The organism is Nocardia brasiliensis, from assembly GCF_011801125.1.
Lineage (GTDB): Bacteria > Actinomycetota > Actinomycetes > Mycobacteriales > Mycobacteriaceae > Nocardia > Nocardia brasiliensis_C.
In genome coordinates this window covers 3,192,913-3,217,821 of record NZ_CP046171.1, presented here as the reverse complement: position 1 = coordinate 3,217,821, position 24,909 = coordinate 3,192,913, and the positions used below count along the sequence as shown (strand labels likewise).

General features: G+C 65.8%; 23 protein-coding genes and 1 pseudogene. 17 read left to right on the top strand and 7 right to left on the bottom strand.

Annotated elements, in window-relative coordinates:
* Positions 1–179: 179 nt before the first annotated feature.
* The 3 genes from F5X71_RS14720 to F5X71_RS14710 all read left to right on the top strand — a co-directional run bounded on the left by F5X71_RS14720 (position 180) and on the right by F5X71_RS14710 (position 2,083).
* Positions 180–617 carry a hypothetical protein gene (locus tag F5X71_RS14720; protein ID WP_167462466.1) on the top strand — a complete coding sequence of 146 codons (438 nt, stop codon included), beginning with the start codon at positions 180–182 and terminating at the stop codon, positions 615–617.
* A gap of 74 nt (positions 618–691) precedes the next feature.
* Positions 692–1,042, top strand: coding sequence for a histone-like nucleoid-structuring protein Lsr2 (locus F5X71_RS14715; protein ID WP_238815899.1), 351 nt, complete (start codon positions 692–694; stop codon positions 1,040–1,042).
* 93 nt (positions 1,043–1,135) lie between these two features.
* Positions 1,136–2,083 carry a tyrosine-type recombinase/integrase gene (locus F5X71_RS14710; RefSeq protein WP_238815898.1) on the top strand — a complete coding sequence of 316 codons (948 nt, stop codon included), beginning with the start codon at positions 1,136–1,138 and terminating at the stop codon, positions 2,081–2,083.
* Here F5X71_RS14710 and F5X71_RS14705 read toward each other — a convergent pair.
* Positions 2,027–3,037: a helix-turn-helix domain-containing protein gene (locus F5X71_RS14705; RefSeq protein ID WP_167462465.1), complete on the bottom strand. Its 1,011-nt coding sequence runs from the start codon at positions 3,035–3,037 to the stop codon at positions 2,027–2,029. The genes F5X71_RS14710 and F5X71_RS14705 overlap by 57 nt on opposite strands.
* 337 nt (positions 3,038–3,374) lie before the next feature.
* Here F5X71_RS14705 and F5X71_RS14700 point away from each other — a divergent pair, with 337 nt between their 5' ends.
* The 9 genes from F5X71_RS14700 to F5X71_RS14660 all read left to right on the top strand — a co-directional run bounded on the left by F5X71_RS14700 (position 3,375) and on the right by F5X71_RS14660 (position 14,985).
* A complete protein-coding gene (locus F5X71_RS14700; protein ID WP_167462464.1) occupies positions 3,375–4,724 on the top strand; it encodes a helix-turn-helix domain-containing protein in 1,350 nt (449 codons plus the stop codon).
* A gap of 459 nt (positions 4,725–5,183) precedes the next feature.
* Positions 5,184–6,089 (top strand): polyprenyl synthetase family protein, encoded by a 906-nt coding sequence (locus F5X71_RS14695; RefSeq protein WP_238815897.1) that lies wholly within the window; start codon positions 5,184–5,186, stop codon positions 6,087–6,089.
* 70 nt (positions 6,090–6,159) lie between these two features.
* A complete protein-coding gene (locus F5X71_RS14690) occupies positions 6,160–7,590 on the top strand; it encodes a family 2B encapsulin nanocompartment shell protein (RefSeq protein ID WP_167462462.1) in 1,431 nt (476 codons plus the stop codon).
* A gap of 26 nt (positions 7,591–7,616) precedes the next feature.
* Positions 7,617–8,561, top strand: coding sequence for a 4-hydroxy-3-methylbut-2-enyl diphosphate reductase (gene ispH / locus F5X71_RS14685; protein ID WP_167462461.1), 945 nt, complete (start codon positions 7,617–7,619; stop codon positions 8,559–8,561).
* Positions 8,558–10,402: a 1-deoxy-D-xylulose-5-phosphate synthase gene (locus tag F5X71_RS14680; protein WP_167462460.1), complete on the top strand. Its 1,845-nt coding sequence runs from the start codon at positions 8,558–8,560 to the stop codon at positions 10,400–10,402. The genes ispH and F5X71_RS14680 overlap by 4 nt, the downstream gene beginning before the upstream one ends.
* Positions 10,399–11,547, top strand: a complete 1,149-nt coding sequence (gene ispG, locus F5X71_RS14675; RefSeq protein WP_167462459.1) for a flavodoxin-dependent (E)-4-hydroxy-3-methylbut-2-enyl-diphosphate synthase — start codon at positions 10,399–10,401, stop codon at positions 11,545–11,547. Before F5X71_RS14680 ends, ispG begins: the two co-directional genes overlap by 4 nt.
* A complete protein-coding gene (locus F5X71_RS14670) occupies positions 11,535–13,226 on the top strand; it encodes a 4Fe-4S binding protein (protein ID WP_167462458.1) in 1,692 nt (563 codons plus the stop codon). Before ispG ends, F5X71_RS14670 begins: the two co-directional genes overlap by 13 nt.
* Positions 13,223–14,236 (top strand): terpene synthase family protein, encoded by a 1,014-nt coding sequence (locus F5X71_RS14665; protein ID WP_167462457.1) that lies wholly within the window; start codon positions 13,223–13,225, stop codon positions 14,234–14,236. The genes F5X71_RS14670 and F5X71_RS14665 overlap by 4 nt, the downstream gene beginning before the upstream one ends.
* Positions 14,233–14,985, top strand: coding sequence for a cyclic nucleotide-binding domain-containing protein (locus tag F5X71_RS14660; RefSeq protein WP_167462456.1), 753 nt, complete (start codon positions 14,233–14,235; stop codon positions 14,983–14,985). Before F5X71_RS14665 ends, F5X71_RS14660 begins: the two co-directional genes overlap by 4 nt.
* A gap of 28 nt (positions 14,986–15,013) precedes the next feature.
* On the opposite strand, the gene F5X71_RS14655 is transcribed toward F5X71_RS14660, so the two are convergent.
* A protein-coding gene (locus F5X71_RS14655) for an IS3 family transposase (RefSeq protein WP_238815430.1) occupies positions 15,014–16,179 on the bottom strand; the annotation gives its coding sequence in 2 pieces (ribosomal slippage) (positions 15,014–15,892 and positions 15,895–16,179; 1,164 coding nt in all).
* On the opposite strand from F5X71_RS14655, the gene F5X71_RS14650 reads away from it, so the two are divergent.
* The 3 genes from F5X71_RS14650 to F5X71_RS14645 are packed head-to-tail and all read left to right on the top strand — an operon-like array spanning position 16,072 to position 19,522.
* Complete coding sequence (locus F5X71_RS14650) at positions 16,072–16,914, top strand: hypothetical protein (RefSeq protein ID WP_167460071.1); 843 nt, start codon at positions 16,072–16,074, stop codon at positions 16,912–16,914. The genes F5X71_RS14655 and F5X71_RS14650 overlap by 108 nt on opposite strands.
* Before the next feature lie 8 nt (positions 16,915–16,922).
* The gene (locus F5X71_RS36930; protein ID WP_238815896.1) at positions 16,923–18,173 is read left to right on the top strand and encodes a terpene synthase family protein; all 1,251 of its coding nucleotides are present in this window, start codon (positions 16,923–16,925) and stop codon (positions 18,171–18,173) included.
* A complete protein-coding gene (locus F5X71_RS14645; protein ID WP_238815895.1) occupies positions 18,155–19,522 on the top strand; it encodes a cytochrome P450 in 1,368 nt (455 codons plus the stop codon). Before F5X71_RS36930 ends, F5X71_RS14645 begins: the two co-directional genes overlap by 19 nt.
* 6 nt (positions 19,523–19,528) lie before the next feature.
* Here the strand turns inward: F5X71_RS14645 and F5X71_RS36925 are convergent, their stop codons facing one another.
* Both F5X71_RS36925 and F5X71_RS37735 read right to left on the bottom strand, forming a co-directional pair.
* Entirely contained in the window at positions 19,529–20,284 is a 756-nt protein-coding gene (locus F5X71_RS36925; protein ID WP_238815894.1) for a hypothetical protein, read from the bottom strand.
* A gap of 14 nt (positions 20,285–20,298) precedes the next feature.
* Positions 20,299–20,694 (bottom strand): annotated as a pseudogene (locus tag F5X71_RS37735) (wax ester/triacylglycerol synthase domain-containing protein); the annotation flags it as partial.
* A 255-nt stretch (positions 20,695–20,949) separates the two neighbouring features.
* On the opposite strand from F5X71_RS37735, the gene F5X71_RS14630 reads away from it, so the two are divergent.
* Complete coding sequence (locus F5X71_RS14630) at positions 20,950–21,501, top strand: hypothetical protein (protein ID WP_167462452.1); 552 nt, start codon at positions 20,950–20,952, stop codon at positions 21,499–21,501.
* Here F5X71_RS14630 and F5X71_RS14625 read toward each other — a convergent pair.
* The 3 genes from F5X71_RS14625 to F5X71_RS14615 all read right to left on the bottom strand — a co-directional run bounded on the left by F5X71_RS14625 (position 21,491) and on the right by F5X71_RS14615 (position 23,319).
* Positions 21,491–21,637 (bottom strand): hypothetical protein, encoded by a 147-nt coding sequence (locus F5X71_RS14625; protein WP_167462451.1) that lies wholly within the window; start codon positions 21,635–21,637, stop codon positions 21,491–21,493. The genes F5X71_RS14630 and F5X71_RS14625 overlap by 11 nt on opposite strands.
* Positions 21,638–21,740: 103 nt before the next feature.
* Positions 21,741–22,238: a hypothetical protein gene (locus F5X71_RS14620; RefSeq protein ID WP_167462450.1), complete on the bottom strand. Its 498-nt coding sequence runs from the start codon at positions 22,236–22,238 to the stop codon at positions 21,741–21,743.
* A gap of 178 nt (positions 22,239–22,416) precedes the next feature.
* On the bottom strand, positions 22,417–23,319 hold the full coding sequence (locus F5X71_RS14615) for a hypothetical protein (protein ID WP_167462449.1): 903 nt from the start codon (positions 23,317–23,319) through the stop codon (positions 22,417–22,419).
* A 198-nt stretch (positions 23,320–23,517) separates the two neighbouring features.
* On the opposite strand from F5X71_RS14615, the gene F5X71_RS14610 reads away from it, so the two are divergent.
* The gene (locus tag F5X71_RS14610) at positions 23,518–24,828 is read left to right on the top strand and encodes a helix-turn-helix domain-containing protein (RefSeq protein ID WP_167462448.1); all 1,311 of its coding nucleotides are present in this window, start codon (positions 23,518–23,520) and stop codon (positions 24,826–24,828) included.
* Positions 24,829–24,909 lie beyond the last annotated feature (81 nt).

The window sequence follows — 24,909 nt, the reverse complement described above, 5'->3', positions numbered from 1 at the left end:
GTGTGGTTGTGACGAACAGTAGTCCTGCCGCCAGACAGACGATGGCCCGGCGCCGAGCGCGGCGCGCGGCGCGCGGCGTGCGGCGCGCGGCGTGCGGCGAGGGCACGCGACCGCCCGACCGAACGGCTCCCCGTCGAAGGAACGCGAAAGAAACGGCCGGCGCCAGGAACCGCGCCGCCGTGGGCGAGGAAGAATTTGCGCCGCGCTTCCGAGTTATGCCAGGTCTCGGTGTGCGTTTTGCCTTCGATACCGGAGACGCTCGCGGCGCCAGCCAAGGAGTATCCCGATTGTCGCTGTCGCGTGTGCTCAACTCCAGAAGTCCATCTTGTCTTTCAGACCGCCATTGCGAAGCGAGTCCGATGCAAAGAACCGTCAGCAACGTAGAAATTCAAGGGATGAATCCAGAAAACGCGAGCGAAACAGGTTCCAATACCACGGATCGCATCGAGCACACGCCCATCGGCATATCCACAACTCAAGGACTGGTCGCCGCGTCGACAGCCAATCGCCGCCACTCCGCTTCGCGTGCAATCATCTTCCGCGAACCGGTTCCAGCCCGGCGGGAAGCCCGAACACAATGCTCGCAACTGATCAGAATCGGTAGTAACTTAGCTTGAGTCGCATCCAGCTCATCACAAGGTGTCCTTGGCACCCGGTGCGACAGATCTCGTAGCAGAGAGGGAGACGGCCTGTGATTCGTATCGACACCGAAGAGTTCATGGACGACGGCGACACAATTTCGCCTGCGCACGAAACAGTGTCTTTCTCTCTCGACGGAGTCGACTACCACATAGACTTATCCAGAACAAACGCGCACCGCCTGCGTGCGACATTTCAGGCTTGGATACAAAGCGCACGCAGAGTAGGTGCAGCGAACAACAGCGGCGCGACCGAAGACTCGAGCCAGGGCCGCAGGGATACGTTCGAAATACGAATCTGGGCACGCAAGCACGGGATGCCGATCTCGAATAAAGGGCGTATCGCGACTGACATCATGGCGGCGTTCAATCAGGCGAACGACAGCACCGCGAACCTACCCTGAGACAGGTGCAGGACCCGACACAAGCCCGTCCGCCACCGGCAGCGCGGCCGTGCAATGCCCCGCCGGTACCAACAAAGGTTGGCCCTGAGGTCGTTGGGGCTGCATGCCGACCGTGAAGTCCACAATCAGGGCGCCGAGCACAATTCAGGGGAAGGTGGACTGATGGTGGGGTACCCGTGCCGGACCGACATGGCTCCGAACCGCTCAGTGTGTGCCGCGGCCACGGAGTTCGAGGAATCGATCCCGTCGCCGAACACACGCCGCGCCTATGGGATCGCATTGAACAAACTCGCGGAATCACTCGGCGAGGACCGCCCGCTGTGCACGATCTCGGGGGACGAGATCGCCACCGCACTCGAACTCCTCTGGGGCGACGCCTCGGCGAACACCTGGAACGCACGACGGTCGGCGATCCAGCGATGGTTGATCTGGTGCCATGGCCAAGGCTGGGACGCTCCGGATCTGCTCATCGCGCCGCGGCGCTGCGCTCCCCCGCTCGCCCGGCCACAGGTGCGATCACGTGCGGCGATCGAGGCACTCCTCGCCGACCGCGACATTCATCTCCGGGAGCGGGCACTCTGGCGCATGATGTACGAAACCTGCGCTCATGCCGGGGAACTGCTCCAAGTGAATATCGAGCAGCTGGACCAGGCCGGACGCAGCTGTCCGGTCGGCCATGGCGGCGACCATATCTCCTGGCAGGAAGGCACCGCGCGGCTGCTGCCGTTCGTGATCCGTGGCCGGACCCGCGGCCCGCTGTTCGTCACCCACCGCCGGTCCATCACGCGTGGGCGCCACGGTACGGACAACAGATGTCCTGAAACGGGTCGTGCGCGCCTGTCCTACGACCGGGCGAGAGACCTCCTCGACGCCGCGACCGCGACGAATGGCGCGGGAACCGGCTGGAAGCTGAGCGACCTGCGACATTCCGGGCTGGCACACCTCGCCGCGGCCGGCATGGCGTTGCCGGAGTTGATGTCCAAGTCACGACACCGCAGGCCCGAAAACGTTCGTCGCTACTTCCGGCTCCCCGCCGAGTGAGCCACTCGCCTCGGCCGTACGACGCCATTCGTGTGGCGTCATGCCGAACGCGGCGCGGAAACGTCGATGGAAGTGCGCGGAATCCCGAAATCCATGCTGCTGCGCGATCGTGGCGATCGGCAGATGGTGGTTCCGCGCGTCGGCGAGTGCGCGATGCACCCGGGAAAGTCGTTGCGCGATGATCAATTGCTCCAAGCTGAACCCGGTGCGCGCACAGAGCTTGTACAGATATCTGACGGAGATGTGATGCGCGGTCGCGATCCGGTGCGGTCCGAGCTCCGGATCGGTGAGATGACGGTCGATGTACGCACGGATCTGGGCGATCAGCAGATCGGCGGGAACAACAGTGCCGTCACCGTTTCGCGCCGCCTCGGACGTGATCAGCGCGTGCACCAAGTCCACGAAGGCGTCACCCAGGCAGCCTGCTCCCGGATCGTTCGCCAACGCGTCGGCTGTCCCGATCGCCAGATTGATCTGCCATGCGACGAGCGACTGCAGCGGCCCGACAGTCAGCCGATCCGTCGCGCGCTCTATCGCGTTCGCCGTGATGCCGAGCGCGTCGAGCGGCACTTGCAGCGTCGAGACGGCGCCGCCACGCCAATCGGCGACGAGCGGGCGATTGAGGTTCGCGACGCACACCAGGCCGGGGGCGAGCTCACTGCGTGCGTCGTTCTGTGACCATCGAATCCTGCTGGCGGGAGAGAGAAAAAGCATGAGGTTCGGCGCCGGTGCGGTCCGAACCTGCCGCTGGCTGCGCACCACCGAATAGCCGCCGGTCCGGATACTACCGAGTTCCGCGACTCCCAACTGCCACGCATCGATACGTGCCGACGGCGTGATCCCGGGAGCCGCGAGGGCGATATGCGACGGAGCTGTCATGCTTTGGATAGCGTCCGCCACGAGCTCACCGCGGTCCTCCGGAGCCGCCGTCGAGGTATCGAGGACAGTAGCCATACCATAACCTCTCGATTCGGGAATGAATTTCCTTCGCGCAGTTGCCATACGGGCGTGCACAGTAGGACGGCGGTCGTGCAGTCAGGGTCACCGCGTCCCGCAGTCGACTGGCTAACCTGAGGTAGATCGCTCTCCCCAAGTCGATAGTCGACTCCGCCGCGGCGCATTCGATCACCGACGACGATGTCCGACGCGGCAGGGATACGAGGTGATCGGCATACACAGAAGTCCTGTCCAAGTATCCGCGATGAACTCGATCGAATGACTGTCAGAATACGTCGTAGGCACCGATGGTGTGTACGGAATGGGGGGGCGGCAACATGCCAGCACCGTATCGATGGGCTCGCTCATCTCCGCTCGAAGTCGTTGCCGCGCTGCCGGTTCGGACCGTTCGGCACGGCCCGCTTCCCGTCGAGCGGATCGGCTGATGCGACCGCGCACTACAATCGCGCTGAGCGTGGGACAGCGCCTCGAACTGCGTCGGCGGCAACGGGGTCTGTCGCGCCGCACGGTCGCGAACCTCGTCGGCAGAAGCGAGGAATGGCTGCGTCTCATCGAATCCGGCCAACGCGAGCTGAACAATATCCAGGACCTCGCCCGGCTGGCCGAGGTGCTGCGCATCGACGACCCTGCCGCGCTCATCGACTGGCCGACCGGCGGATTCGCACCCTGTCCCCCACGATCCAACGGTGAATCCCACGGGCTGCGGCGAGTGCTGCTCGAACACCCCGCGCTTCGAGCTTGCGGCGATCGCCCCATCGATACATGCGACATCGACGCGCTCGCGGTGACGTTGGACGAATGCCGAATGCTGTGGGCGAGTTCGCCCTACCGATACTCGCTGCTGTCGCACCGGTTGCCCGCACTGGTCGAGGCGGTCCGCACCGCGCACTGGCAGCTCGGCGACAACGCGACCGCGGAACTGCTCATCGGCACATACCACCTGACCCGGAATTTCCTGGCTGCCTGTGGCGACCACGAACTGGCCGCCGCGGTGTCCGACCGCGCCATGACCACCTCCGCCCGCTACCGCCATCCGCTGCTGATGACCGCGAGCAGCTGGCATGTCGCCATCGAACTGTTGCAAACGAATCAACCGCTGCGGTGTCGCGATGTCGCGCTTGCCGCGGCCAGTCGGGTCGACGACGCCGGCTCGCCCGCGGCCGAACCCGTGATCCTTTCGGGGGCACTGCATCTGCTGGCCGCCCGAGCCACCGCAGTCGCCGGCGACGCGCGAGATTCCGCCGAGCTCCTGCGCACAGCCACGCACGCGGCCCGCCGCCTGGATACCGACCACCTGGTATGTGAAATTGCTTTCGGCCCGGCGGAACTCGGCGTCGCCGAGATCGAGATCGCCTTGGCCCGTTACGATCCCGTCCGCGTGATCGAACTCGCCGCGACGACCGAGATCGTCCCCGAGCAGGCTTTGGAACGTCGGGTTACCCGCCACCTGTGCCAGGCGACCGCCTATCTGATCGAGCACAACCCCGCGGCGGCCGTCCTTGCCCTCATGGAGGTAGTCGCCATCTCGCCGGAAGACTTGCGCTACAACGCCGATGCGCAGCAGTGCCTGCACGGCCTGATCGAGCACGACGACTACCTCATCCGCGCCGAACTCGGCCGGTTGATCGAATTGTCCGCCTCGACCGAGCGCGCGTACGGGTGTTCGTTATCCCGGATAGATTGAAATTCGACGAACATTATCCGGGGCAAGCGAAATTTGGGCATTTACAGGGACATCCGGTCCGGTTAAGGTTTAGTTAGCCCGCAATGGATCTCCGGATCAATCAGAGATCACCTGCCAGGCACTATTCTCGGACCGAAGTTGCGATCAGGAGAGATCCGACACATCGGGCCGGTCAACTCAATTGCACTCTCCGCGCTGTCGTATGCGACGCACAATCCATTCGCCTGGGCTGCGGTCTGCGGTCCGACGTGGAATACCAACAGGCTGAACCTGTTTTGCGTTCAGCCGCGTTACCCGAGGAATGCTTGTCGAGGAAAGTAGACCAGGATGAACCTCCTGAGCACCACTGCTTCTCCCACTCCGGGACATCGGCCGTCCCAAATTCTCGGACTTGCCCGAGGAATCTTGGAACCCGAAATGCACGCTGCGGTGGAATCGATGCCGGAACCATTGCGAAGAATGGCAGGCTACCACTTCGGCTGGTGGGATGCGCAGGGCAGAGCGCTGCGCGGAAATACCGGAAAGTTGTTGCGCCCGGCGTTGACGATATCCGCGTGCGTCGCCGCGGGCGGCGCACCCGAATCCGCCGCGCCGGCAGCGGTCGCGGCCGAACTGATCCACAACTTCACGCTGCTGCACGACGACGTCATGGATGGTGACAGCACGCGCCGCGGCAGGCCGACTGTGTGGGCGCTCTGGGGCGTCGCCGACGCCGTGCTGCTCGGTGATTGCCTGCACGCGCTGGCCGCCGAGGTCCTGGCGACACGGTTACCGGCAGGCGTCATCGGCCCGGCACTGGACCGACTCGAATCCACCGTGATCGAGCTGTGCCGCGGCCAGCACGAAGACTGTTCGGCGACAACCGAACAGCTACTTTCGCTCGAAACTTCCGAGCAGATGTCGATGCGGAAGACCGGTGCCCTGATGGGCTGCTCCTGCGCCCTCGGCGCGCTGTGCGCGGACGCTGACCCGCAGACCGTGACCGCAATGGACCGGTTCGGGCGCGAACTCGGCATGGCGTTCCAACTCACCGACGACCTCATCGGTATCTGGGGCGAGCAGGCCCACATCGGCAAGCCCGCGAGTGACCTGGCCCGCCGGAAATACACCATGCCCGTGGTCGCGGCCCTGCTCTCACGCACAGCGGCCGCAACGGAACTCGACGAGCTCTATCACCGCCGAGATCGGCTCACCGCAGCGGAGGTCGCGCGTGCCGCGGAACTGATCGAGGCGACGGGCGGTCGGCGCTGGGCCGAGGAGCAGGTGCATCGGCGAACCGAGGCCGCATTGCGTTGCCTTCCCGACGATTCGGCGGGCGCCGATCTCGAGGTGCTGGCGCGTCTGATCGCTCATCGCAGCGTGTGAGCCGACGCCGCAGGCACGGTCCATCGAACCGAAGCACGACATTCCATCCCATCGACAGGAGGCAACAACCATGACCGTCCAGCCCGAAACCATCGCCGATCAGCCTGATCTCCCCGCCGAAACCACGGTCCGGCACTCCCTCAGCACCATCGCCGCGCGCAATCTGGCCACGACCACCAAGACTCCGCCGCAGATGGCCGGAGTCAGCTCACGTTGGCTGCTGCGCGAACTGCCGTGGGTATCGGTGAACAGCGGCATCTACCGGGTCAACCGGCGGCTCACCTTCCGCCGGGGACGTGGGCGGGTGTCGTTCGTACAGACCGGAGCCGACAACGTACAGGTCGTACCGGAAACACTCAGCGAGATTCCGATCCTGCGCGGCTACGAGGACATCGACGTCCTGAATCGCGTCGCGCAGTTGTTGGAGCCTCGCGAATTCGCCGCGGGCGACGTCATTCTCGAAGAAGGCCAGCCGGTGCAGGAGTTGTTCCTGATCGCGCACGGCCGCCTCGAGCGGATCACCACAGGTAGCTTCGGCGACGCCGAGCTGCTCGGCGTGCTGACCGACGGCGACCATCTCGGAGACGAGGCCCTCACCCAGCCCGATCCGCTCTGGACCGCCACCGTTCGCGCGGTCACCTCGGGCACCCTGCTGGCCCTGCCGTGGAGCCGGTACGTAGAGCTGTACGAGCAGGCGCCGAGCCTGCGTGAACATCTGAACGCGGTTCTCTCCCATGCCAACCGGCGCGTCAATTCCAAGGGCGAGGCCGTGATCGACCTCTCCTCCGGCCACCAGGGCGAGCCCGAGATTCCGGCCACCTTCGTCGAATACGAGCTGAACCCGCGAGAGTACGAATTGTCCTTGGCGCAAACCGTGCTGCGCGTGCACACCAGGGTGGCGGACCTGTTCAACGACCCGATGAACCAGGTCGAGCAGCAGCTGCGCCTGACCATCGAGGAGATCAAGGAGAAGCAGGAGTGGGAACTGGTCAACAACCGTGAGTTCGGGTTGCTGCACAATGCCGACTACGACCAGCGCATCGCCACGCACTCCGGGCCGCCCACACCCGACGACTTGGACGAACTGCTGTCCATGCGGCGCGGCACCGACCGGTTGTTCGCGCATCCGAAGGCGATCGCGGCATTCGCGCGGGAATGCAGCCACCGCGGATTGGTCCCGGAGATGGTGGATGTCGGCGCTCGCCGCATGCTGTCCTGGCGCGGGGTGCCGCTGTTTCCGCTGCCCAAGATTCCGGTCAGTGATACGCAGACCTCCGCCATCATCGCGATGCGCACCGGTGAGGGCAATCAGGGCGTCGTCGGGTTGCGTCCCGCCCACATCCCCGATCAGGTCGAGCCCGGTCTGAATGTGCGGTTCATGGGCGTCGACACGCACGCGATCATGTCCTACCTCGTCACCTCGTACTTCTCTGTGGCGGCGCTGGTTCCGGACGCGATCGGAATCCTGGAACACGTCGACGTCGCCGCTCCCCGCCGCTAGCGCCGCACCGACCCGAGGACAAGACGATGTCCGAACACCGAACTGTATTGCTGGCCGCGCCGCGGTCCTTGTGCGCCGGCGTGGAGCGGGCGATCGAAACCGTCGAGCGGCTACTCGCCGCACCGGACCGCGACGCACCGGTCTACGTACGCAAACAGATAGTCCACAACACCCATGTCGTCGATCGACTCGCGCGAAAGGGCGCGGTGTTCGTCGACGAGCTCGACGAAGTGCCCGCCGGTTCCACCGTGGTCTTCTCCGCGCACGGCGTCGCGCCCGCCGTGCGCAGCCAGGCGGGCGCGCAAGAGCTGACCGTCGTCGACGCCACCTGCCCGCTGGTGACCAAGGTGCACACCGAAGCCCGTCGATTCGCCGAGCGCGGCGACACCGTCGTGCTGATCGGGCACGCCGGGCACGAGGAAGTCGAGGGCACCCGAGGAGAGGCGCCCTCGGCGACGGTGGTCATCGACAACCCCGGTGCCGCGATGGCACTCGATGTACCCGACGAGACCAGGGTGTCCTATCTGACCCAGACCACCCTCTCGGTCGAGGAGACCGAGGCGACCATAGCCGCGCTGCGGACGCGGTTCCCGATGCTGCAGGGCCCGCCGACCGCCGATATCTGCTATGCCAGCACCAATCGTCAGCGTGCGGTGGACGCGGTCGCGGCCCGCAGCGATGTGTTCCTGGTGGTTGGCTCGGCGAACTCGTCGAACTCGCAACGCATGGTCGATGTGGCGCGCCGCCACGGTATTCCGGCATACCTTGTCGATGACGCCACCGCGATCGAGGAGGCGTGGATCAGTGCCGCCGGGGTGATCGGAGTCTCGGCAGGCGCCTCGGCCCCGGCCGCACTGGTGGACGAGGTGCTGGAGGAACTACGGCACTATGGCCCGTTGACCGTGGAAGAAGTCGTAACCGCCGTGGAGACAATGGCTTTCGCGGCGCCGGCAGCGGTGCGGCGATCATGACCGCGCCGGCATCGCTGAGCGCCGACGACGCCTTCGACGCGGCGGCACGCTGCGTGTCATCGCTGGCCGGTTCCTTGGATCGGCTGCGGGAACTGCCGATCGAGCGGCTGCCCGAGGTGGCCGCGGCGATCCGAGCGCTGGTGCTCGACACTGTACTGACCGTCGGCGGGCATCTCGGCCCCAATCTCGGTGTAGTGGAGTTGACGATCGCCTTGCACCGAGTGTTCGATTCACCCGACGACACACTGCTGTTCGATACCGGGCATCAGACGTACGTGCACAAGATCCTCACCGGGCGCGCCGCATCCTTCGCCCGTACGCTGCGCAGTCCAGGCGGACTGTCGGGATACCCGAACAGGCGCGAGTCCGAGCACGACGTGATCGAGAACAGTCACGCATCGACGGCACTGAGCTACGCGGATGGCATCGCCAAAGCTCGTGCACTGCAAGGGCAGAGCGGTCGTTCGGTCGTCGCGGTCGTCGGCGACGGCGCGCTCACCGGCGGTGTGGCGTTCGAAGCGCTCAACAATATCGGCGCCGCGCCGCAGCGCCCGGTGATCGTCGTGCTCAACGACAACGGGCACTCGTACGCACCGACCGCGGGTGCGCTGGCCGCGCACCTGCGGCGCCTGCGTGCCGACCGACCCGAAGGCGTTGCCGCACCGGCGATGTCGACCATATTCGAACATCTCGGGTTCACCTATATCGGTCCGGTGGACGGTCACGACTTCGCGGCTATCGAGTCCGCCCTTCGTCGCGCGCGCGGCACGCGTCGACCGGTAGTCGTCCACACGATGACGGTCAAGGGTCAGGGTTATCCGCCCGCATGCTCGGATCCCGAGCGCTTGCATACCACAGGTGCGCGGCGCCCTGACGGTGCCGGCGCCGCCCCGGCCACATGGACCCAGGTCTTCGCCGACGCCTTGGTCGAAATCGGTGACCGCCGAAGCGATATCGTGGCCATCACGGCCGCCATGCCCGGACCCACCGGGCTTTCCGCATTCGCCCAGCGGTTCCCGCGCCGATGCTTCGACGTCGGTATCGCCGAGCAGCACGCCGTGGCAAGCGCCGCGGGGCTGGCGATCGCGGGGATGCATCCGGTCGTGGCGGTCTATTCGACCTTCCTCAACCGCGCCTTCGATCAGGTGCTGCTGGATGTGGCACTGCACCGGCTGCCGGTGACCTTCGTCCTCGACCGTGCCGGTATCACCGGCCCCGATGGCCCGAGCCACCATGGGATGTGGGATCTTTCTCTCCTCAGCACGGTGCCCGGACTTCGTGTCGCCGCGCCGAGGGACGCGACCCGGCTCGGTGAGTTGCTGGCGGAGGCCGTAGCCGACGGCAGCGGGCCGACCGCGGTGCGATTCCCGAAAGCGACGGTGGGGACGGATATCGTTGCACTCGAACGCTTTCAAGGCGTCGACGTGCTGTACCGCGGCCCCCGCCGGGACGTCTTGCTGATCGGGGTCGGCCCGCTGGCCGGGGAGTGCGTGCAGGCGGCGCACCGGCTGACCGAAGGCGGTATCGGCGTCACCGTCATCGATCCGCGCTGGGTGCTGCCGGTGTCGGAGCTGATGGTCGGTGCGTGTCTGCGCTATCGGTTGATCGTTGTGGCCGAAGACAATACGGCCGCGGGCGGAATCCCGCCCGCGATACAGCGCGCGCTCGTCGACGCAGGCGCCGGGATTCCGGTCCGCGGACTAGGTCTGCCCCACCGGTTCATCGAGCACGGCGGGCGCGCCGCGATTCTCGCCGCGGCGGGCCTGACCGGTGCGGGTATCGCGGACTCGGTATGCGTGGCCTTCGATGAGCTCGTGGCCGGTCAGGGGGAACCGTCATGACCGCCACACTGTCCCGACGGACAACACGACGGCTCGACGTCGGCACGGTCGCGGTCGGCGGTGGCGCACCGATCTCGGTGCAGACCATGACCACCACCAGGACCGCGGATATCGACGCCACGCTGCGCCAGATCGCGGAGGTCACCGCCGCGGGCTGCGATATCGTGCGAGTGGCCGTGCCGACGCCCGACGACGCCGCGGCGCTGGCGACGATCGTGGCCAGGTCACCGCTGCCGGTGATCGCCGACATCCACTTCCAGCCGCGCTACGTCTTCACCGCGATCGACGCCGGATGCGCGGCGGTGCGGGTCAACCCCGGCAATATCCGGCAATTCGACGACCGGGTCGCCGAGATCGCCCGCGCGGCCGCGGCGGCGCACGTGCCGATTCGAGTGGGCGTCAACGCCGGTTCGCTGGATCCCCGTGTCCTTGAACGCCACGGCACAGCAAGCGCGCAGGCACTGGTCGACTCCGCCCTGCACGAGGCGGCGCTGTTCGAGGAGCACGGTTTCCGGGATCTCAAAATCGCTGTCAAACACCATGATCCGCACACCATAATCGCCGCCAATCGGCTGCTGGCTCAGCGTTGCGACTATCCGATCCACCTCGGTGTGACCGAGGCGGGTCCGTTGCTGCAGGGCACCATCAAGTCGGCGGCGGCGTTCGCGATTCTGCTCGCCGACGGTATCGGCGACACGATCAGGGTGTCCATCTCGGCGCCGCCGGTCGAACAGGTCAAGGTCGGCAATCACATCCTGCAGTCACTGGGATTGCGGCCACGTCAGCTGGAAATCGTGTCCTGCCCCGGCTGTGGCCGCGTACAGGTCGACATCCACCGGCTGGCCGCCCGTGTCGAGGCCGCGTTCGACGGTTTCCCCCACCCGTTGCGGATCGCGGTCATGGGCTGCGTGGTCAACGGGCCCGGGGAGGCACGCGAAGCCGATCTCGGTGTGTCCTCCGGCAATGGCAAGGGCAAGATCTTCGTCAAAGGCGAGGTCGTACGGACCGTCCCCGAGGAACGCATCGTCGACGCGCTGCTCGAAGAGGCGCTGGCGCTCACCGAAAACCCCGCTACCGCACAAGCTTCCACCGCGGCAGCAACCGCGTGCCCCGATTCGGGAGGAGGCGAGTCGTGGCGTACGTAATCACCCAGAGCTGCTGCAATGACGCCGGCTGCGTCAGCGAGTGCCCCGTCGACTGCATCCGGCCGGCCCCGGGCCAACCGGACTTCGCGACAGCCGAGATGTTGTACATCGATCCGGGTACGTGTATCGATTGCGGGGCCTGCGTTCCCGCGTGCCCGGTCGGTGCGATCTTCGCCGAAGAGGACCTCACCGCGCCACTGCGACGCTATGCCGAGATCAACGCGACCTACTTCCAGAGCAACCCGCTCGACGCCGACATCTCGGCGCCGCTGCCCGCCGCCCCGAGCCTGCCGCGTGGCCATGACACGCTGCGGGTCGCGGTCGTCGGCAGCGGGCCCGCAGCGGCCTACGCGACCCGCGCGCTGCTCTCGAACGCCGAGGTCACCGTGGATCTGTTCGAAAAGCTGCCCACCCCCGGCGGTCTCGTCCGCGCGGGTATCGCTCCCGACCACCAGCGCACCAAGGCGATCGGCGATCGCTTCGAGGCCGATCGCGCGCGGCAAACACTCGCCTACCACCTCAATGTCACTGTGGGCGAACATATCCAGCCCGCAGAGCTGCTCGAATATCACCACGCCGTGATCTACGCCATCGGGGCCGCGGCGGATCGGGAACTCGGCATCGAGGGAGAACGGTTGCCCGGCAGTCATTCCGCGACCGAGTTCGTCGGGTGGTACAACGGGCACCCCGACTACGCCGATCACGCGTTCGACCTCTGCGCCGAACGCGCGGTCGTCATCGGCAACGGCAACGTGGCGCTGGATCTCGCCCGAATCCTGACCATCGATCCCGCCGAGCTCGCCACCACCGATATCGCCGACCACGCCCTGGCAGCGCTGCGCCACAGCAAGATTCGAGAGGTCGTTGTCCTCGGCCGGCGCTCACCGGCACAGGCGGCCTACACCGGGCCCGAGCTGCTCGCGCTGTCACAGCTGCGCGGTGTCGACGTGCGGGTGAATCCTCGGGATCTGCGACTCGACGCCACCGAGGCAGCGGCGGTCCAAGCCGATCCGGCACAGCGTCTGAAATGGAGTCTGGCGTGCGATTACGCGCGAGCGGACGCCGCCGGCGACCGTCGGCGCATCACACTGCGATTCCTGAGCACGCCCGTGGCATTGCGGGGCACGAACAGCGTGCAAGCGCTCGAGTACGCGCGGAATACGCTGCGGCGCAGGGACGGAGCGGTAATCGCTGAGCCGACCGACACCATCGAGACCATCGAGACGTCGCTCGTGCTCCGCAGTATCGGCTATCGCGGACTCGCTATCCCGGGCGTCCCGTTCGACCGGCATCGCGGAGTGATTCCCAACGACCATGGCCGGGTGCTCGACCACGGTGACGTGGTACCGGGCGCCTATGTCGCCGGGTGGATCAAACGCGGCCCGCACGGCGTGATCGGAACCAATCGGGCCGACGCCGAGGAGACCGTCGCGGCCCTGTTCGCCGATTTCGGCGCAGGGCGGCTGGCCACCCCGCCTCGCGGACGGGCGGAATTGACGCAGCTGCTGGCACACCGTCAACCGGATCTGATCGACGGTTCCGGTTGGCGGGCAATCGATTCGGCAGAGCGGGCGGAGGGCCGGGCGAATGGTCGGCCGCGCGTGAAGTTGACCGACCACGCGGCGTTGCTCGCGGCGGCGAACAGCACGCGGACGACCGCTGGAAGGGGCTTGCCATGACCACGCCATTGGCGCCGCCCCGGCTCAGCGGCACGCTGCACATCCCGGAACCGGTCTGCCACACCCGGGCTCGCATCAACTCCGCGTACCCGACGATCTACGAGGACCACGCGGCCTGGGTCCGTCGGTTCCTGCCATTTCCCGATTCGGCCGCAATGTCTCGGTTCTTCGAACATCGCTACGCGTCGTTCGATGCACTGATCTACCCGAACGGGATGCCCGAGAGAGTCCTGCACTCGGCGTGCCTGAACTCACTGATGTTCGAGGTTGACGACATGGCTCTGCTCCGGGATGCGACCTTCGATGAGATAGCCGTCGACTGGACTGCCGATCATCCGTACGCGCCCGCGTTCTCCGATATCTGGAAGACCATGCGCGACAACATGTCCGAGCGCATCTTCCAGCGTTACCAGCAAGGCTGGCGGGACTGCCTGCGTGGAATCGCGCTCGAGCGAGACTACATCGACCGCGCGGTGCTGCCCGATTTCGACGCCTATCTCGATATCCGGCAACTCAGTTTCGGACCCCAGCCGCTGCTCATCGGCGGGGAGTACGTCCACGGCATCGACCTGTCCGCGCTGGTCGACGCCGACCCGGATCTGCGACGGGCACAACGCGCGACGACCATGCACACGCTCTTGGTCAACGATCTGCTGTCGTTCCGTAAGGAGTACACCCGCGGTGATCTGTTCAACGTCGTCGCTGTGCTGATCCACAACCACCGCCAGCAGCCACAGCAGGCCCTGGACCTCACGGGTGAACTCATCCGTATCGCCGACGCCGAATTGGCGGACGCGTGCGCTGTCCTACGGCATCGCTACCTGATGCGACCGGAGGTGGCGATCTATCTGAACACGTTGAATTCGTTGTGCGCGGGCAACCTTCGCTGGTCCCTGGAGACCACCCGCTATCACGGCAGCGCCTACGGCTGGAACGGCCGGCGCGATGGGATCGTGACCCTCGATCCCGGTCGCGACACCTCCGCATTCGAAACCATGAGGGCGTCATGAGCAAGACGATGATCGAGCCGCCGGACAACACGCTCGGGCTGATCGCGACCCGTTCGCTGCGCACCGCCGCAGCGCGCAACCTGGCCACCACCACGAAAACGCCGCCGCAAACAGCGTCGATCACCGACCGCTGGCTGCTGGACCAATTGCCGTGGATCGAGGTGAGCGGCGGGATCTATCGCGTCAACCGCAGGCGAACACTGCGCGTCAGCCGCGGGCGGGTCGGTTTCGTGCGTTCAGGCGACGGTGCAATCCGGGTCATACCAGAATCTTTGACCGAGATACCGGTGCTGCACGGATATCGGAACATGGACGTGCTGACACAACTCGCTCAGCGGTGCCAGGTGCGCCACGTCGCCGCCGGTGAGGTTGTGGTCGAACAGGGCGGCCCGGTGCGGTTCGCGCTCGCGGTCGTCCACGGGCGGCTGGAACGAACAGCCGCCGATTCCTTCGACGGATCCCATGTGCTCGGATACCTCACCGACGGTGACCATCTCGGCGACGAAGCGTTGCTGCAGGAGGAACCGATCTGGTCGGCGGAGGTACGGGCCTGCACCGCCGCCGAGGTAGTCGTCATTCCCTGGGACGGGTTCCTGGAAATCTTCGAGGCACACGCCGATCTGCGGCAACACATCACGGCCTTCATGACCGCCGCGGGAATGCGAGTGAACGGCAAGGGCGAGGCCGTTGTCGACGTCGCCGCCGGGCACAAAGGCGAGGCCGAAGTGCCTGCCACCTTCGTCGACTAGGGGCTGCTGCAGGATTGGGTGACAGTGGTTAGGCAGCCTGTCGGGCTGCTGGGGACATGATGGTTTCGAATTCGATCGGGGTCAACCGGCCGAGCCGGGCCTGTCGGCGCCGACGGTGGTAGGTGCGCTCGATCCAGGTGACGATCGCAATCCGTAATTGTTCGCGAGTTTCCCAGCGCTGACGGTCCAGGACGTTGCGTTGCAGCAGGCTGAAGAAGCTTTCCATGGCGGCGTTGTCACCGGCCGCGCCGACTCTGCCCATGGATCCGACCATGCGGTGACGGTTGAGTGCGTGGACGAATCTCCTCGAGCGAAACTGACTTCCGCGGTCGCTGTGCAGGATGCAACCGGCCACATCGCCGCGCCGGGCGACAGCGTTGTTCACCGCGGTCACCGCCAGCCGTGACTTCATCCGCGAATCGATCGAGTAACCGATGATCCGGTTGGAGAACACGTCCTTGACCGCACACAAATACAGCTTGCCTTCAGTGGTGCAATGTTCGGTAATGTCGCTGAGCCACAAACGATTCGGAGCATCGGCAACGAAGTTTCGCTGCACCAGATCGTCGTGGACGGGCGGACCGGGTCTGCCGTTCTTACCGCGCCGCCGTTTGCCGAAGGCGCTCCACCACCGGTTGGTCGAGCAGATCCGCCACGCGGTCCGATCGGCCATCGATTCACCGGCCTCGCGGGCCTCATCGGCCAGAAACCGGTAGCCGAATTCAGGGTCGTCGCGGTGGGCATCGAACAAGGCGTCGGCCCGATACGCCTCGGCGAGTTCGCCGGCGGTCACCGGTTCGGCCAGCCACCGATAGTAGGGCTGGCGGGCGAGCTGCAGCACCCGGCACGTCACCGCCACAGGAATCCCTTCGGCGGCAAGCTCTTTCACGAGCGGGTAGAGCCTTTTCCCGGGATCTGCGCCTGCGACAGATACGCCGCGGCGCGGCGCAGGACCTCGTTCTCCTGCTCCAACAACCGGATCCGGCGACGGGCATCACGCAACTCGGCAGACTCGCTGCGCGTGGTCCCCGGTTTGTTTCCGTCGTCGATGTCGGATTGGCGCATCCACTTCGACAGCGTCATAGGGTGCACGCCGAAATCGGCCGCGACCTGCTCCAGGGTCACCCCGTCTTCGCGGTTTCGGGCGACTCGCACGACATCGTCGCGGAACTCTTTCGGATACGGCTTGGGCACTGCGACATCCTCTCAGGCCAGCCTCCCGGCAAGCCATCTTGGTTGTCACCCACCCCTGCAGCAGCCCCCTATGACCTCGGCCCCCGGGAATACGAACTGTCGCTGGCTCAGTCGGTCCTGTGTATACATACCCGCGTAAACGATCTGTACAACAAGCCACTGAACCAGTTCGATGAGCAGCTGCGACTCACCGTCGAGCAGATACGCGAACGCGGGGAATGGGAGCTGATCAACAACCGCGATTTCGGGCTGCTCCACGAAACCGCCTACGACCAGCGTCTATCCACTCGCAGCGGTCCGCCTACCCCCGACGATCTCGATGCGCTGCTCGCTCGATGCCGCAGCGCCGATCTCATGCTCGCGCATCCGCGGACCATCGCCGCGTTTCATCGGGAATGCAACCGCCGCGGCCTCGTGCCGGAAACCGTCCGGGTGCGCAATCGTCTGATCACGGCGTGGGCCGGAGTTCCGTTGTTCCCTTGCGAACACATTCCCGTCACGGACAGACAGAGTTCGTCGATCGTCGCATTGCGCACCGGGGTCGACAACGAGGGAGTCGTCGGTCTTCATCAGACCGGTGTCCCCGACGAACACAGTGCCGGCATCAGTGTCCGTTTCACCGGCGTCGACGAACATGCCGTCGCCAGATACCTGGTCACCGGAAACTATGGCATCGCGATATTGGTAGCGGACGCGACCGCGATGCTCGAACACGTCGATGTAGCAATCATTTAGGAGTTCACATGACACTCTCGCTTCCGGTCGTGCACCGCCTCACCGGCCTCGGAACCACTGCCGCGGACGTGTCGAGTCTGCTCGCCACCCCCACCACGCCGCCGGATCCCGCAGCATTCGGTCGCGCACTCCGGCGCACCATCCACGCTCCGACCACGGAGGCAACCCGCCGAGCCGAGTCCGAATCCGGTGGGTCCGCACTGGAGATTCCACCGATCTGGTGCCCGTTGGACCTGCGTAACCATGCCGGCTCCGCCGGATTTCAGCGGCGATCCGAGGAGTTCTTCCGCGAAATGGGCTTCGGCCCACAGGCATTGCGTTCGGCCCGCGCCATGTGCACCGGCGACCTCGCGTGCATGTGGGCACCGGACGGCGACGCCGAAGGTGTTCAGCTGCTTGCCGATTGGTTGATGTGGGCGTTGCAGTTCGACGACCACTACTGTGACAGCGGCCCGATGTCCCGAAACCCGACGGCCTTCAATCATCTTGCGGCCAACGTCATGAACTATGCTCTGCACCCCGAGCGCCAACCACTCGGCGTCGAAGACTTCGACTCCTTCGCGGCGGCGCTGGCTGACATCATGGCCCGTGTCGAACCGCGTGCCAGTGCCGAACAGCTGATGATGTGCGTACTGTCGCACTATCGCTGGGCGCTCGGCGCCGCATGCGGGGTCTCGGACAGGTCCGGCGACTACCTGCGCAGCGTGGACGAGCACATGATCGCCCGTCCGCCCGATGGTGGAGATCTGGCGTGCGTAGTCCTGATCGAGCTGGCCGAAAAGTCCTGTCTCGATTTCGCTACTCGCAAATCTCCGCCGGTTCGTGCGCTGACCGACGCGGCGACGGTACTGCTGACGGTCCCGACCGATATCGCGTCGTTCGCCAGGGAGAAGGACCAGCGCAACCTGGAATCCAACATCGTGGAGATCATCGCGTCCCGCGACGGCATGTCCCACCAGGAGGCCGTCTATGCTGCGTGCGCTCTGATCGAGGAGATCATGGCCTTGTTCGTCGCGCTCCGGCACAAGCTGGCCGCCGACGGCTCCCCCGGGCTGCGACGATATCTGGAGCAATTGTCGAATATGGTTCGGGGAACGCTGGAATGGCAGCGACGGCTGCCGCGATACGGCACGAAGATGGACGCGGCGGAATCGAGCGGCACCCTGACGAAGGATGCCATGCACGAGATCTCCGAGCACCGGTTGTTCGCGCCGACGGAGCCCCCGGAATCCATTCGCTGGTGGTGGAAATTCGTCTGAACGCGGAGACCACTGTGAAGGACACGATTCCGGCGGTTCCGGTTGGACTGCCGCTGATCGGGCACCTCACCGAGCTGCGACGGCTCGGCCCGTTTCTGGCGTCCTTGCCCGCGCACGGTTCGCTGGTGCGGCTGCGTTTCGGCGTTTCCAGTGTTGTCGTGGTCTGCGACCCCGCACTGACCGAACAGCTCCTGCGCGACGACCGCACGTTCGACAAGGGCGGACCGCTCTACGAACAAGGCCGGGCGCTGTTAGGCGGAGGACTGGCGCTGTGCCCATATGAGCAACACCGCCGACTGCGCCGCCTGGTCCAGCCCGCGTTTCATCGACAACGCATTCCCGGCTACATGGCGGCAAAGACGGACATCGTCGCATCGGTGATCGGCGGGTGGCACGATGGGCAAACCATCGATGTCGCCGCGGAAATGCGGACCATCATCGCGAAAGGCTTTCTGGCCGCTGTCTTTCCAGCTGGGATGCACTCCGCGACCAAGGACCGGATTCTCGCCGATCTCGATACTGTGCTCGGCGGACTCTTGCGGCGCATGATCCTGCCACCGTGGCTGGATCGGCTGGCACTGCCGTGGCACCGCCGCGACGCACGGGCCACTGCGCGCCTGCACGAGGTCATCTACGCGGCCATCGATGCGCGTCGCGGCAGTACCACCGACCACGCCGATCTGCTGACCGCGCTGTTGAATGCCCGCGACCCGGCAAGCAACAAACCACAGCTGTCCGACCGACAAATCGTCGAAACCATTCTCGGACTCCTCCTCGGCGGCATGGACACCACCGCCGCGGCACTGTCGTGGACATGGTTCACACTGGCCGAGCACCCGGATATCCGTCGGCGGGTTCACGCCGAGATCGACGGGGTTCTCCAGGGCAGGCACGCGACGTACGCGGATCTGCCGCGATTGGAATTGACCGCTCGAGTCGTCACCGAGGTCCTGCGTATTTGGCCGCCGTCCTGGTTGGTCACCCGGGTCGCCACGATGGACACACAGCTCGGGGAGTACTCGATTCCCGCAGGGACCAACCTCGTTTACAGCCCCTACATAATCCACCACCGCGCCGATCAATACGCCGATCCGGACCTGTTCGACCCCGATCGTTGGTTACCAGGACACGCGATACCGCGTTACGCGTTCCTCCCTTTCGGCGCGGGCGGTCGCAAGTGCATCGGCGAAACACTGGCGACACCCGACACCATTCTGACGCTGGCAACCATCGCCACCCGCTGGCGACTGGAACGAATATCGGACTGCCGTGTCCGTCCGAAAGTGGGCGCGTTCAGCGGTCCACGCCGGTTGAAGATGCGAGTCGTCGCCCGTACGTCGTCGGCATAAGCTGCGTCAGCGTCCGGCGCTCACCTCTGCGTGCCACATCTCGTGCAGGTTTTCCAAGCCGGGCACGATCGAATCGGTCACGAATACCGCCCGCGACACCTTCTGATACGTGATCAGCAAAATGGAGACAGGTGCGCCGACGGGCAGCGCGGTGACCGGGTCGATCGCATGTACAGGGTCGCCGGCGAACGCCAACGGGCGCCGGATCACAAAATGTGAGGAGAGCACGCAGGCTCGCGCCGGACTCAATGCCGAGCGGAACGCCCTTTCCATGACGAGGCGCGGGACACTCGCCGCCAGTCGTCGGATCGCCTCACGGTACTGCCCCTGCTTCAGCGGCGCGGTGCGGACCGCGGTCATCCGCGTCCCCTGTGCAAACGGAACGTTGTCTCCGGGCAAGGTCATACGCCCGACGGCGAATTGGTTTCCGGGGGCACTGACGTCCGCGGGTCGCCGGTTGTTGATCGCCAGCGAAATCGGGATCTCGTGGCCGTCGGAGTTCGGGTGATGCCGTGCCGCCCACTGCGATATGACCCGCGCGAGGCTGGACAGATAGGCGTCATTAGTGCTTCCCCCATGGGGACCGGCCAGGCTTCGCAGCGTATTCGTCGGTACCTCGGCCCATTCGAGCGACCGGAGGCCGGAATAGCCGTGCACTGGATGCGGCCATAGCGCGGTCTTGCTACTCGCCCCTGCCACCAGCCTGACCGCATACAGGTAATGACGCAGCCGGGGCCGCGGCGGTTCGACCAGGCTGCGCACTGCGGCGTCCGAATCGGCCGAGTCGATCGATGCGTCCCCGAAAGGATCTCGAGCGTGCGGGTAATTCCCCCGATGTCCTGGACCCCGTGGCTGACGCGGTAGAAGATCAGGTACTCACCCGGGATATGACCGTCGAGGATCGTCATCGTCCACGGCGGCCTGCCCTCGGCGAATGGTTCCCGGTGCAGTTCACGGACCACGTCGTAGATATCGGCGCCGGCGCTCAGGTCACGGGAGCGAACGTGGTAGCCGAGCTCCGGTGAGCGTCGCAGCCAAGTCGCCGCGGTGCCGCTGCCGGAAACGATCACCGACAGCGCTGGTAACCGGTCGAGCCGGTCCCGCACATGCGAGGCGAGTCTGTCCGGCGTCGGAGCCCGACCGGTCAGATGCAAAACGAGCCCGATGCACATCGTGCGGTCGTGATAGAGCAACGCGTCCAAAGGAGAAGCTTCAGTTTTCCGGCCCATCGTCAATTCCTCTGGCTGCGGTCCACTCGGGTAGCCGGCTGCACGATCCTGTTGCGCGATGTTTCCACGAGAAGGGAGCATCTAGAAGGCTAGCCGCCCTCCCCCTGTGGACGACCAACACTTTTTGGCCCAAACAGAATTCGGGACTACCTTCTATCTCCTTGTGCGCCACTGATAGAGAGCCAGGACGAATGACGTATGACGCAGTCACCTGCGATGGCCCTGCACGGAGCCGGCGCTGGGGATGGTGGCGGCGGGGTCAGTGCGCGGCTGGTGGTGGAGCCGCACGTACGGATGTGGGGTTTGACGGATCGGTTGGAGCAGGGTCGGGAGTGTGGGGCGGTTGGTTCCTCGATCTCGGGGACGTTGCCCGAGCATGGCCAGCCGGGGCGCATTTCCTGCCGTGTCAACGTTTCGGTCACGAAGTCCGACGCCAAAGACCGGTGGAAACTCGAGGACGCGGGCGGCGGCACCTGGAGGTTGGTCAACTCCGGCGGCGGCGCCAACGGCGAATGCCTGAACCCGTGGCTTCTCACGGACTCGTCCGGACGCGCCAAGATCGGCACGGTCGGCTGCAACCACACCCGCGCCGGGATCGAATTGCGAATCGTGTTCGCCAACACCGGATCCGACACCTTCTATCTCCGTTCCATCAGCGACCAGGGCTGCGCCGAATCGGTCGACGGTGGCGCGGTGATCGATAAATGCGACGGCACCAAGCGACCGCAACAGTTCAAGCTCAGCACATAGGAAGGGCGCGCGGATTCGAGCCATTCAACGCCTCTTCGAGAACGACCGACGGTGTGTGATCGGCGCCGCGCGGGAGGACAGCACCCCGCGCGGCGGCAGGCCCGGTGAGCACGTCGCCCAGCTCGACCTCGGTCATCGGGGCGAGCCCAATCGAACAGCCCGCGATCGCTCCCGCCAGAAACGGGCATCGCATCAGGTCCACGAGCCGCTCAGACCGCACCGCCATGATCGCCGCACTGCTACTGAACGCGAAGAGTGGGGCCCGTGCCGGAGCGGAACGCCGTCATGCCGGATGTTCCACTGCTTCCGGGCAAGGTGTCGTCGAGCTCGCCTTGCACGATGGACGCGATTTCGGCACCGCGGATGTCTTCGGTACGACGTATGCCGAAGGTGACGAAGTTGAGCGCGGGTTTCCGCCCAGGGGCGAGACTCCGGTCCTCGGCCATCGATGACAGCGTCGCCGCTCGGAAGCCAACGGCCACGATCGTCCAGTTGCCGGGGTCGGCGGGGATCGGGACCAATGTCTGCGAAGGTCCGTTAGTCAGGTCGACGATCCAAACGTCACCGACGTGGTCGTAGAAGACTGATTGCGGGTAGGCGACTTTGGTCAGTGCGGTCTCCAGCGTCTGGCCGCGCAGGTCGTCCTTGGTGACCTTGAAGATGGTCTGACTCAGTTCGACGCTCACCCGAGGTGGCGACACCGGCTTGAACCAGTAGTAACCCAGCACCCCGGCCACGAGCATGGCCGCGGCAGCGAGTGCGCACAGTTCGTACCGCCGCCGTCGAGGGATCACGTCGGGTTGTTTCGTCAAAGCGATGCTCCCGGACTCGATAATGTCCCGCCCCACACGAACAGGAAGGGAACCACCGTAGCGGTGGCTCCCTTCCTCCCCTCCTAGCCTTGTCCTACGCGGATCAGCGCAGGCCGATGAGGGCGGCCGCGTCCGTCGGGATCAGGTCGACGATGTTCTCCGGGATCATCGCGCTGATCTCAGCGGGGATCGGCAGCGGCGCGGCCACCGACGCAACGGGCTCGGCCGCGGCCGGCTCGGGCGCGGTCACCGCCGCGGCCTGCACGACATGCGCGGCAACGGGATTGCCCTGGGCGGCCTGGCGCGAGCGCTCCAGCCGGGACTGGGAGTCCGCAGTGGCACCGCCGGTGGCGCCGCCGTTCAGCTCGCCGATGGGCCCGCCGATCGCGCCGCCGATCGCGGCACCGATGCCCGCACCGATCGCCGCACCGGCGCCAGCGCCGATGATGGGGCCGTAGACGGTGCCGGCGACGCCGACGATGATGCCGCCGATGACCGCGCCGGGCAGGCATCCGATGATCAGGGCGGGCAGGCCGACGATGCAGCCGAGGCCCATGCCGGTGAGCGCGCCGATGGCCGGTCCGGCCACGAGGCCCGCGGCGGCACCGGCCGCGGCGCCGACGCCCGCACCGATCCCGGCGCCGTCGGCGGCACCGAGGGCCGTGCCGTTGACACCGCCGGTGGCGGCACCGTCGACCACGCCGTCATGGACCGCGTCGTCGTGCAGCTGGTTCAGCGCCTGCTCCCGCTCGGCGTCGGACTGCTGATTGTTCTGCGTCGTCGTGCCGGGGTTGGCGGGCAGGGTGGTGCGACCATCATCGAGGTTGGACCAGGACGGCGGGGCCACCGGCAGGTTCATCAGCGGCGGCAGCGGGTTGGCCGGCGCCACGGCCGGGGGGTTGTTGTTGATGATGACATCGGCGTTGGCCGTGGCCGTCTGAAGGACCAGGGACGCGGCCGCAGCAATACAAACGCTGCCGGTTGCCACACACAGACTCTTCTTCATCGAGCAAACTCCTCAGATCTGGCTAATTCCCAGCTAACTCTCGCTACAGACGTCTGCAACTGGTCGAGTGCAAGGACCCGCTTGTGCGGTATGCCAAACACTTGAACATCGTTGACCAGTGGAACGCAAACCGACATAGCCCTGGTTTACACAGCTCAAGGATGGTTTACTCGGGATTACAGTGATGAAAGGGCACCCGTGGAAGCCGATAATGATGCACATCACCAATTGACGCACTACCTCGCAGCGGCGCGTCAATCACGAGGAGCGCCGAGTTTACGAGCAATCGCTAACGAGACTCACTACAGCCACACCACGATCGCGCGGGTTTTCAATCCCGACGCGCCGCTGCCGTCTTGGCCGATCATCGAACAGGTGGCCCGCACGTTGGGGGCGGACGAGAGCCGCGCGCAAGAACTGTGGGACCGCGCGTCGGCACGAACCACCACCGCCACTGCCCGACCAAAGCGCACCGCGACCGGGGAACCACCGGCGCCGGCACTGCGTATCGGACTACTGCTGCTGGGTTTGGCGCTGTGCGTGACCATGGTCGTCATCGCCGTGGTGCAGGCCGTCGACACCAACGAGAAACACACGCTCGCGATCACCGACCTGTCGCAGATCCTGTTCGGCAGTTCGGCGGTGGCGATCCTGATGGTGCGGGTGTGGCTGTTCCGCAAACTCGGCGACCGGCTCAACACCGTGCACTTCGGACTGCTGCTGGCGGCGGTCACCGCGTGGACCTGCGGACAGGTCGCGTGGTTCGTCGCGCGCAACATCCATGCCCAGGGCATCCCCAACGGACATCTGCACGACATCGGATTTCTCTCGATGCCGGTCTTCGCGGCCGCGGCAATGTGGATCCGCGCGAGGCGACTCGGCATCGCCAGCGTGCGCAACGACGTCGACAACGCGGTCACCTACTTCTGCATGCTCGGCGGCGCGTACGCGGCGGTTCTGTGGTTGCTCGTCGTCTTGAACCGCGACGTCGGATCCCCGATCACGCTCGTGTTCGCCCTCTACCCCGCCACCGACTTCACCCTGAGCCTGGCCGCACTGGGCCCGCTGATCTGCGGTCGCCGGATCGTCGGTTCGGTATTCCTCGCCACCGCGCTCCTGGCCGCGGCCGCCTCCGACATCGGCTACCTGTTGTTGAACACCTCGCCCGGCGCCCAGGGCTATCCGCCCGCGGCGGGCCTCGGCTACATCGCGTTCACGGCGATCTTGGCGGTCTACGCGCTCATCACTCAGCCACTGCCCGCGACGAATCGACTTCCCCGCGCCATCTACGGGATACCCGCCCACCCCGGCATCATCGTCACCGCCATCACCGGCCTGATGGCAACCGTCGCCACCACCGCCACCGTTCTCACCCTGCGCCATTCCCCACCCGCCCCGCTCGCAACCACCCTCACCACCATCTCCATCCTGACGACACTCGCCATCGCCATCGCCTACCTCTACCGAGAAAGAGCCGCGGACGGCGAAAACGCGCCGGTCAGCGCGTAGTCGAGGGCGAGGCGGCGTGCACACCTCGCGCGGTGTCGACCCTCTGACCGGATTGTTGGCGGGTCGACTGTTGTCGGCTCT

Coding starts and splice junctions, on each gene's coding strand:
- F5X71_RS14705 (WP_167462465.1), bottom strand. CDS start 3,037: ATGGCTACTGTCCTCGATACCTCGACGGCGGCTCCGGAGGACCGCGGT.
- F5X71_RS14700 (WP_167462464.1), top strand. CDS start 3,375: ATGGGCTCGCTCATCTCCGCTCGAAGTCGTTGCCGCGCTGCCGGTTCG.
- F5X71_RS14695 (WP_238815897.1), top strand. CDS start 5,184: ATGGCAGGCTACCACTTCGGCTGGTGGGATGCGCAGGGCAGAGCGCTG.
- F5X71_RS14690 (WP_167462462.1), top strand. CDS start 6,160: ATGACCGTCCAGCCCGAAACCATCGCCGATCAGCCTGATCTCCCCGCC.
- ispH (WP_167462461.1), top strand. CDS start 7,617: ATGTCCGAACACCGAACTGTATTGCTGGCCGCGCCGCGGTCCTTGTGC.
- F5X71_RS14680 (WP_167462460.1), top strand. CDS start 8,558: ATGACCGCGCCGGCATCGCTGAGCGCCGACGACGCCTTCGACGCGGCG.
- ispG (WP_167462459.1), top strand. CDS start 10,399: ATGACCGCCACACTGTCCCGACGGACAACACGACGGCTCGACGTCGGC.
- F5X71_RS14665 (WP_167462457.1), top strand. CDS start 13,223: ATGACCACGCCATTGGCGCCGCCCCGGCTCAGCGGCACGCTGCACATC.
- F5X71_RS14660 (WP_167462456.1), top strand. CDS start 14,233: ATGAGCAAGACGATGATCGAGCCGCCGGACAACACGCTCGGGCTGATC.
- F5X71_RS36930 (WP_238815896.1), top strand. CDS start 16,923: ATGACACTCTCGCTTCCGGTCGTGCACCGCCTCACCGGCCTCGGAACC.
- F5X71_RS14630 (WP_167462452.1), top strand. CDS start 20,950: ATGACGCAGTCACCTGCGATGGCCCTGCACGGAGCCGGCGCTGGGGAT.
- F5X71_RS14625 (WP_167462451.1), bottom strand. CDS start 21,637: ATGACCGAGGTCGAGCTGGGCGACGTGCTCACCGGGCCTGCCGCCGCG.
- F5X71_RS14615 (WP_167462449.1), bottom strand. CDS start 23,319: ATGAAGAAGAGTCTGTGTGTGGCAACCGGCAGCGTTTGTATTGCTGCG.